Here is an 8,904-nt window from a genome sequence, read left to right on the forward strand (position 1 = left end):
CACGCCGCGAAGGGCTTTGACCCTGAACGGGTGGAGAAAACGTTGCAGGCGCTGATTGAACATCATGACGCGCTCCGCATGGTTTATCGTGAGAAAACGAAAGAGGTCGTTCAATATAACAGAGGACTTGATGCTGCTTTAGCTCAATTGGAGATCATCCAAATTGAGGGCCAAGCGAAAGATCATGAAGACCGCATAGAGAGAGAAGCGGAACGGCTGCAAAGCAGCATTGACTTACAGGAAGGCGGCTTGTTAAAAGCCGGCTTGTTCCAAGCGGAAGATGGAGACCACTTGCTTCTTGCCATTCACCACTTAGTGGTAGACGGCGTGTCGTGGCGGATTTTACTGGAGGATTTCGCCGCGGTTTATACACAGCTTGAGCAAGGCAATGAACCGGTTCTCCCGCAGAAAACACATTCATTTGCGGAGTATGCGGAGAGATTGCAAGACTTCGCGAATTCCAAAGCCTTTTTGAAAGAAAAAGAGTATTGGAGACAGCTTGAAGAACAGACTGTCGCGGCAAAGCTTCCGAAGGATCGCGAATCTGGTGATCAGCGAATGAAACATACAAAGACAATCGAATTCTCGCTGACTGCTGAAGAGACAGAACAGCTCACCACAAAGGTGCATGAGGCATATCACACAGAAATGAATGATATTTTGCTGACGGCATTCGGATTGGCGATGAAGGAGTGGACAGGTCAGGATCGAGTAAGTGTTCATTTAGAGGGGCATGGACGTGAAGAAATCATAGAAGACCTGACCATTTCCCGCACAGTCGGCTGGTTTACGAGCATGTACCCGATGGTGCTCGATATGAAGCATGCGGATGATCTGGGCTACCAGCTGAAGCAAATGAAAGAAGATATCAGACATGTACCGAATAAGGGAGTCGGATACGGCATTCTGCGCTATCTGACGGCGCCGGAACACAAAGAAGATGTGGCGTTCTTGCTTCAGCCGGATGTCAGCTTTAACTATTTAGGACAGTTCGACGACATGTCGGACGCAGGCTTGTTCAAGAGATCAGAGCTGCCGTCAGGACAGTCGTTAAGCCCGGAAACAGAAAAACCGAACGCGCTCGATGTTGTCGGATATATCGAAAACGGAAAACTGACGATGTCACTGGCCTATCATTCTCTTGAGTTTCATGAAAAAACGATACAGACATTCAGCGACAGTTTTAAAGCCCATCTTCTCGGAATCATTAAACATTGCCTATCTCAAGATGGAACGGAACTGACGCCGAGTGACCTTGGCGACGACGATTTGACGCTGGATGAACTAGATAAATTAATGGAAATTTTCTAATAGAGGTGGCATATGAGCAAAAAGTCGATTCAAAAGGTGTACGCACTGACACCAATGCAGGAGGGAATGCTGTATCATGCGATGCTTGATCCGCATTCTTCCTCGTACTTCACACAATTAGAGCTTGGGATTCACGGTGCTTTTGATCTTGAAATCTTTGAGAAAAGCGTCAATGAACTGATTCGGTCTTATGATATTCTCCGTACGGTATTTGTGCATCAGCAGCTGCAAAAACCGCGTCAGGTTGTGTTAGCTGAACGCAAAACAAAGGTGCACTATGAAGATATTAGTCATGCGGACGCAGACCGCCAGAAAGAGCACATTGAGCGTTATAAACAAGATGTGCAGCGCCAAGGTTTTAACCTGGCAAAAGACATGTTGTTCAAGGTGGCGGTTTTCCGTCTTGACGCAGATCAGCTGTATCTTGTCTGGAGCAATCATCATATTATGATGGACGGCTGGAGCATGGGCGTGCTCATGAAAAGCCTGTTCCAAAACTACGAGGCGCTCAGAGGAGGCCGGACACCGGCAAACAGTCAGGGCAAACCTTATTCCGACTACATCAAGTGGCTCGGAAAACAAGACAATGAAGAAGCAGAGAGCTACTGGAGCGAACGCTTGGCGGGTTTTGAACAGCCGAGCGTGCTTCCGGGCCGCCTGCCTGAGAAAAAAGACGAGTATGTCAATAAAGAATACTCATTTACATGGGACGAAACACTGGTTGCCCGCATTCAGCAAACTGCAAACCGTCACCAAGTGACAGGGCCCAACCTGTTTCAGGCTGTTTGGGGTATTGTTCTCAGCAAATACAACTTTGCGAATGACGTTGTCTTCGGCACGGTCGTATCGGGACGGCCGTCTGAAATCAACGGGATTGAAACGATGGCGGGGCTGTTTATCAACACCATTCCGGTGCGGGTAAAAGTTGATCGTGATGCAGCTTTTGCTGATATTTTCTCAGCTGTCCAGCAGCATGCGGTAGAGGCGGAGCGCTACGATTACGTGCCGCTATATGAGATTCAAAAACGCTCAGCCCTTGATGGCAATCTCTTGAACCATTTGGTCGCGTTTGAAAATTATCCGCTTGATCAAGAGCTTGAAAATGGCAGCATGGAAGACCGCCTCGGATTTTCTATCAAGTTAGAAAGCGCATTTGAGCAAACAAGCTTCGACTTCAACCTGATTGTATATCCGGGCAAAACGTGGACCGTCAAAATCAAATATAACGGAGCCGCCTTTGATTCCGATTTTATCGAACGGACAGCGGAGCACCTCACCCGCATGATGGAAGCGGCTGTCGATCAGCCGGACGCTTATGTGCGTGAGTACGGGCTTGTGAGAGACGAAGAGCAGCGGCAAATGGTCGAGGTGTTTAACCAGACAAAAGCCGAATTCCCTGAAGGGGTGGCCGTTCATCAAGTGTTTGAAGAGCAAGCGCAACGGACACCGGCAAGCCCTGCCGTTGTATATGAAGGAGCCGAGCTGACATACCGTGAGCTGAATGCAGCGGCAAACCGTCTGGCGAGAAAGCTTGTCAAACAAGGTCTTCACAAAGGGGAAACAGCCGCGATTATGAACGACCGCTCGGCAGAAACCGTTGTCGGTATGCTGGCTGTGTTAAAAGCAGGCGCCGCCTATGTGCCGCTTGATCCGGCGCTTCCTGAGGACCGTCTACGTTTCATGGCGGAGGACAGCATGATTCGCATGGTATTGGCCGGAAAGTCTTATACAGAGCAGGCGCAGCAGCTGCAAGTGCCGGTTCTTACACTGGACAGCGGTTTTGAAGAGAGCGAAGCGGCTGACAATCTCAATCTGCCATCCTCTCCGTCTGATTTGGCATACATCATGTATACATCTGGTTCGACGGGCAAACCGAAGGGCGTCATGATTGAACATAAAAGCATCTTGCGCCTCGTCAAAAATGCCGGTTACGTTCCTGTTCACGAGGAGGACCGCATGGCGCAAACGGGAGCTGTCAGCTTTGATGCCGGCACCTTTGAGGTATTCGGCGCACTGCTGAATGGCGCAGCGCTTTATCCGGTCAAAAAAGAGACGCTGCTTGATGCCAAACCATTTGCGGCCTTCCTGCGTGAACAGAAAATCACGACCATGTGGCTGACATCACCTTTATTCAACCAGCTTGCCGCAAAGGACGCCGGCATGTTCGGCACATTACGCCATTTAATCATCGGTGGAGACGCGCTCGTGCCGCATATCGTCAGCAAAGTGAAACAGGCATCGCCGTCGCTTTCGTTGTGGAACGGATATGGCCCGACAGAAAACACGACATTTTCAACAAGTTTTCTGATCGACCGTGAGTACAGCGGCTCTATTCCAATTGGGAAGCCTATCGGAAATTCAACTGCCTACATCATGGATGAACAGCAGCGTCTGCAGCCAATTGGCGCGCCGGGTGAGCTGTGCGTCGGAGGAATTGGTGTAGCGCGAGGATATGTCAATCTCCCTGAACTGACGGAGAAGCAATTTCTCGAAGATCAGTTCAGACCGGGTGAAAGGATTTATCGCACTGGCGACTTGGCGAGATGGCTGCCGGACGGGAATATCGAGTTTTTAGGCAGAATCGACAATCAAGTGAAGGTGCGCGGCTTCCGAATTGAGCTTGGCGAAATTGAAGCAAAACTGAACATGGCGGATCATGTGACAGAGGCTGCGGTGATCATCCGCAAGAACAAAGCGGATGAAAATGAAATTTGCGCGTACTTTACGGCGGACCGCGAAGTATCTGTGAGCGAGCTGAGAAAAACGCTGTCTCAGGCTTTGCCTGATTATATGGTTCCCGCCCATTTGATTCAGATGGACAGCCTGCCGCTCACGCCGAACGGAAAAATCAACAAAAAAGAACTGCCTGCGCCTCAATCAGAAGCTGTACAGCGGGAATACGCAGCACCAGAGACAGAGAGTGAAAAGAAATTAGCGGAGATTTGGGAAGGGATTCTCGGCGTCAAAGCAGGCGTTACCGATAACTTTTTTATGATCGGCGGCCATTCGTTGAAAGCGATGATGATGACGGCGAAAATCCAAGAGCAATTTCATAAGGAAGTGCCGATAAAAGTGCTTTTTGAAAAGCCGACCATTCAAGAACTGGCGCTGTATTTGGAAGAGAACGAAGGCAAGGAGGAGCAGACGTTTGAACCGATCAGGCAAGCACCTTATCAGCAGCATTATCCTGTATCCCCAGCCCAGCGGAGAATGTATATCCTCAATCAGCTTGGACAAGCAAACACAAGCTACAACGTCCCCGCTGTACTTTTGCTGGAGGGAGAAGTAGAGAAAGACCGGCTTGAAAACGCGATTCAGCAATTAATCAACAGGCACGAAATTCTCCGTACATCGTTTGACATGATCGACGGAGAGGTTGTACAAACCATTCATAAAAACATATCGTTCCAGCTGGAGGCTGCCAAGGGACGGGAAGAAGACGCGGAAGAGATGATCAAAGCGTTCATTCAGCCGTTTGAATTAAACCGCGCGCCGCTCGTCCGTTCGAAGCTTGTCCAGCTTGAAGAAGAACGCCACCTGCTGCTCATTGATATGCACCATATCATTACTGACGGCAGTTCAACAGGCATTCTGATCGGTGATCTCGCCAAAATGTATCAAGGCGCTGATCTTGAGCAGCCGCGGGTTCACTATAAAGACTACGCTGTCTGGCATAAAGAACAGGCTGATCATCAAAAGGATGAAGCATACTGGCTCGATACCTTTAAAGGCGAGCTGCCGATTCTTGATCTTCCGGCGGATTTCGAGCGGCCTGCTGAACGGAGCTTTGAAGGAGAGCGCGTGATGTTCGGGCTTGATAAACAGATGACGGCTCAAATTAAGACACTCTTGGCCGAAACGGATACGACAATGTACATGTTTTTGCTGGCGGCGTTCAATGTCCTTCTTTCTAAGTACGCGTCACAGGACGATATCATTGTCGGCTCGCCGACTGCGGGAAGAACACATCCTGATCTGCAAGGTGTGCCGGGCATGTTTGTCAACACGGTGGCATTAAGAACGGCGCCTGCGGGGGATAAAACCTTTGCGCAATTCCTTGAAGAGGTCAAAACAGCCAGCCTTCAAGCTTTCGAGCACCAGAGCTATCCGCTTGAGGAGCTGATTGAAAAGCTTCCGCTTACAAGGGATACCAGCCGAAGTCCGCTGTTCAGCGTGATGTTCAACATGCAGAATATGGAGATTCCTTCATTGAGATTAGGAGATTTGAAGATTTCTTCGTATTCCATGCTTCATCACGTCGCGAAATTTGATCTCTCCTTGGAAGCAGTCGAGCGTGAAGAGGATATCGGCCTAAGCTTTGACTATGCGACTGCCCTGTTTAAGGACGAGACGATCCGCCGCTGGAGCAGCCACTTTGTCAATATCATCAAATCGGCCGCGGCTAATCCGAACGTCCGGCTGTCTGATGCAGACTTACTTTCACCAGCAGAAACGGCTGCTTTGCTTGAAGAAAGGCATATGACTCAAAAGACTGAAGCAACCTTTGCAGCTCTTTTCGAAAAACAGGCCCAACAAACACCTGATCATCCTGCGGTAAGGTCTGGGGGAAATCTGCTGACCTATCGCGAGCTTGATGAACAGGCGAACCAGCTGGCGCATCATCTTCGCGCGCAAGGGGCAGGGCGTGAAGACATCGTCGCGATTGTCATGGATCGGTCAGCTGAGGTTATGGTATCGATTCTTGGTGTCATGAAAGCGGGGGCGGCTTTCCTGCCGATTGATCCTGATACGCCTGAAGAACGAATCCGTTATTCACTAGAGGACAGCGGAGCGAAAATTGCGGTCGTGAACGAAAGAAACATGACGGCCATTGGGCAATATGAAGGAACAATCGTCAACCTTGATGACGCGAAATGGAGAAATGCGAGTAAGGAGCGCCCCTCACCGATCTCCGGGTCTCATAATCTTGCATACGTCATTTATACGTCCGGTACGACCGGGAAGCCGAAGGGCGTGCAGATCGAGCATCGCAATCTGACAAACTATGTTTCTTGGTTTAGTGAAGAGGCGGTTCTAACGGAAAGCGATAAGACTGTATTGCTTTCGTCTTACGCATTCGATCTGGGCTATACGAGCGTGTTCCCTGTGCTTCTGGCAGGGGGCGAGCTCCACATCGTGCCGAAGGAAACCTATACGGCGCCGGATGAAATGGGGCGTTATATCAAGGAGCACGGGATCACTTATATCAAACTGACACCGTCTCTGTTCCATACGATGGTGAATACGGCCAGCTTTACAAAAGAGCCAAACTTTAAATCCTTGCGCTTGATTGTCTTGGGAGGAGAAAAAATCATTCCGGCTGATGTTCTCGCCTTCCGCAAGGTGTACGGACATACCGAATTTATCAATCACTACGGCCCGACTGAAGCAACGATCGGCGCCATCGCCGGACGGGTTGATCTATCTGAACCGGATGCGTTCGCGAAACGCCCGACAATCGGACAGCCGATTGCGAATGCCGGCGCGCTTGTCTTAAATGAAGCATTAAAGCTTGTGCCTCCGGGAGCGAGCGGCCAGCTCTATATCACGGGACAGGGGCTTGCGAGAGGGTATCTCAACAGGCCTCAGCTGACGGCGGAGAGGTTTGTTGAAAATCCATATTCACCGGGCAGCCTCATGTACAAAACCGGAGATGTCGTGCGGAGACTTTCTGACGGTACACTTGAATTTATCGGCCGGGCTGATGATCAGGTGAAAATCCGCGGCTATCGCATTGAGCCAAAGGAAATTGAAACGGTCATGCTCAGCCTCAGCGACATTCAAGAAGCGGTAGTGCTGGCGGTTTCCGAGGGCGGGCTTCAAGAGCTTTGCGCGTATTATACGTCGGAGCAAGCCATTGAAAAAGCAGAGCTCCGGAACCAGCTTTCACAAACACTGCCGTCTCATATGATTCCTGCTTTTTTTGTGCAGGTGGACGCCATTCCGCTGACCGCAAACGGGAAAACCGACAGAAACGCATTGCCAAAGCCGAACGCGGCACAATCCGTACGCAAGGCCTCAGCCGCACCGGAAACAGCGCTTGAAGAGAGTCTATGCCGCATTTGGGAGAAAACGCTTAGCATAGAAGCGATCGGCATCGACGACGATTTCTTCGATTTAGGCGGCCATTCCTTAAAAGGGATGATGCTCATCGCCAACATTCAGGCCGAATTGAGGAAAACCGTACCGCTTAAAGCTTTGTTCGAGCAGCCGACTGTCCGCCAGCTGGCGGCTTATATGGAGGCATCGGCGGTTTCAGGCGCCCATCACTTTCTCAAACCGGCTGACAAACAGGAGATGTACCCACTGTCATCCGCACAGAAACGGATGTATGTACTGAATCAGCTTGACCGGCAGACGATTAGCTACAACATGCCATCTGTTCTTCTGATGGAAGGCGAGCTTGATATTTCTCGTCTGCGCGACTCGCTCAATCAGCTTGTGAACCGCCATGAGTCATTGCGTACGTCATTTGTAGAAGCAAATGGTGAGCCTGTTCAGCGCATTATGGAGGCGGCGGCGATTGATCTTCACGTGTTTGAAGCGGAAGAAGATGAAGCGGAACAAAAAATCAAGGAATTTATCCAGCCATTCGACTTAAACGATGCACCGCTCATTCGCGCGGCATTGCTTCGAATTGAAGCGAAAAAACATTTGCTGCTGTTGGATATGCATCATATTATCGCAGACGGCGTATCAAGAGGCATTTTTGTAAAAGAATTGGCACTGCTTTACAAAGGAGATCAGCTTCCGGAGCCGGCGCTTCATTATAAGGATTTCGCCGTTTGGCAAAATGAAGCGGAGCAGAAGGAGCGGATGAAGGAGCATGAAGCGTACTGGCTCTCGGTTCTTTCAAGCGAGCTGCCTGAGCTTGATCTTCCGCTCGATTACGCCCGTCCGCCTGTGCAAAGCTTTAAAGGGGACACGGTCCGTTTCCGTACGGGGAGTGAGACGGCAAAGGCGGTAGAAAAACTGCTCTCGGAAACTGGGACGACCTTGCACATGGTGCTTCACGCTGTTTTCCACGTCTTTTTAAGCAAAATTTCCGGACAGCGTGATATCGTCATCGGCTCCGTTACTGCCGGCCGGACGAATGCTGATGTCCAAGACATGCCGGGAATGTTCGTTAATACGCTTGCCTTAAGAATGGAAGCGGAAGAACAGCAAACATTTACAGAGCTCCTCGAGCAAGCGAAGCAGACGAACCTGTCAGCGCTGGAGCATCAGGAATATCCGTTTGAGGATTTGGTCAATCAGCTTGATCTCCCTCGGGATATGAGCCGAAATCCATTGTTTAACGTAATGGTGACGACAGAAAATCCTGATAAAGAACAGCTCGCATTGCAGAATCTAAGCATTTCACCTTACGAGTCCCATCAAGGAACTTCTAAGTTTGATCTGACATTAGGCGGATTTACTGATGAAAACGGCATCGGCCTGCAGCTCGAATATGCGACTGATCTGTTCTCAAAAGAAACGGCTGAGAAATGGAGCGAATATGTTCTGCGTTTACTGAAGGCTGTTGCGGAAGATCCGAACCAGCCGCTTTCCAGCCTGTCACTCGTCACCGAAACAGAAAAACAAACGCTTCTT

Annotated in this window: 2 protein-coding genes; both read left to right on the forward strand. The window is 50.0% G+C overall.

The window, feature by feature from the left end; translation table 11 throughout:
• On the forward strand, positions 1 to 1,311 hold a 1,311-nt coding region (locus V6D44_RS20875), incomplete at its 5' end, for a condensation domain-containing protein (protein ID WP_333516858.1).
• 12 nt (positions 1,312 to 1,323) lie between these two features.
• A partial coding sequence (gene srfAB, locus V6D44_RS21190) for a surfactin non-ribosomal peptide synthetase SrfAB (protein ID WP_442893328.1) occupies positions 1,324 to 8,904 on the forward strand: 7,581 nt, incomplete at its 3' end.

The sequence above is a fragment of the Bacillus sp. 0209A genome, from assembly GCF_036765095.1.
Classification (GTDB): domain Bacteria; phylum Bacillota; class Bacilli; order Bacillales; family Bacillaceae; genus Bacillus; species Bacillus subtilis_G.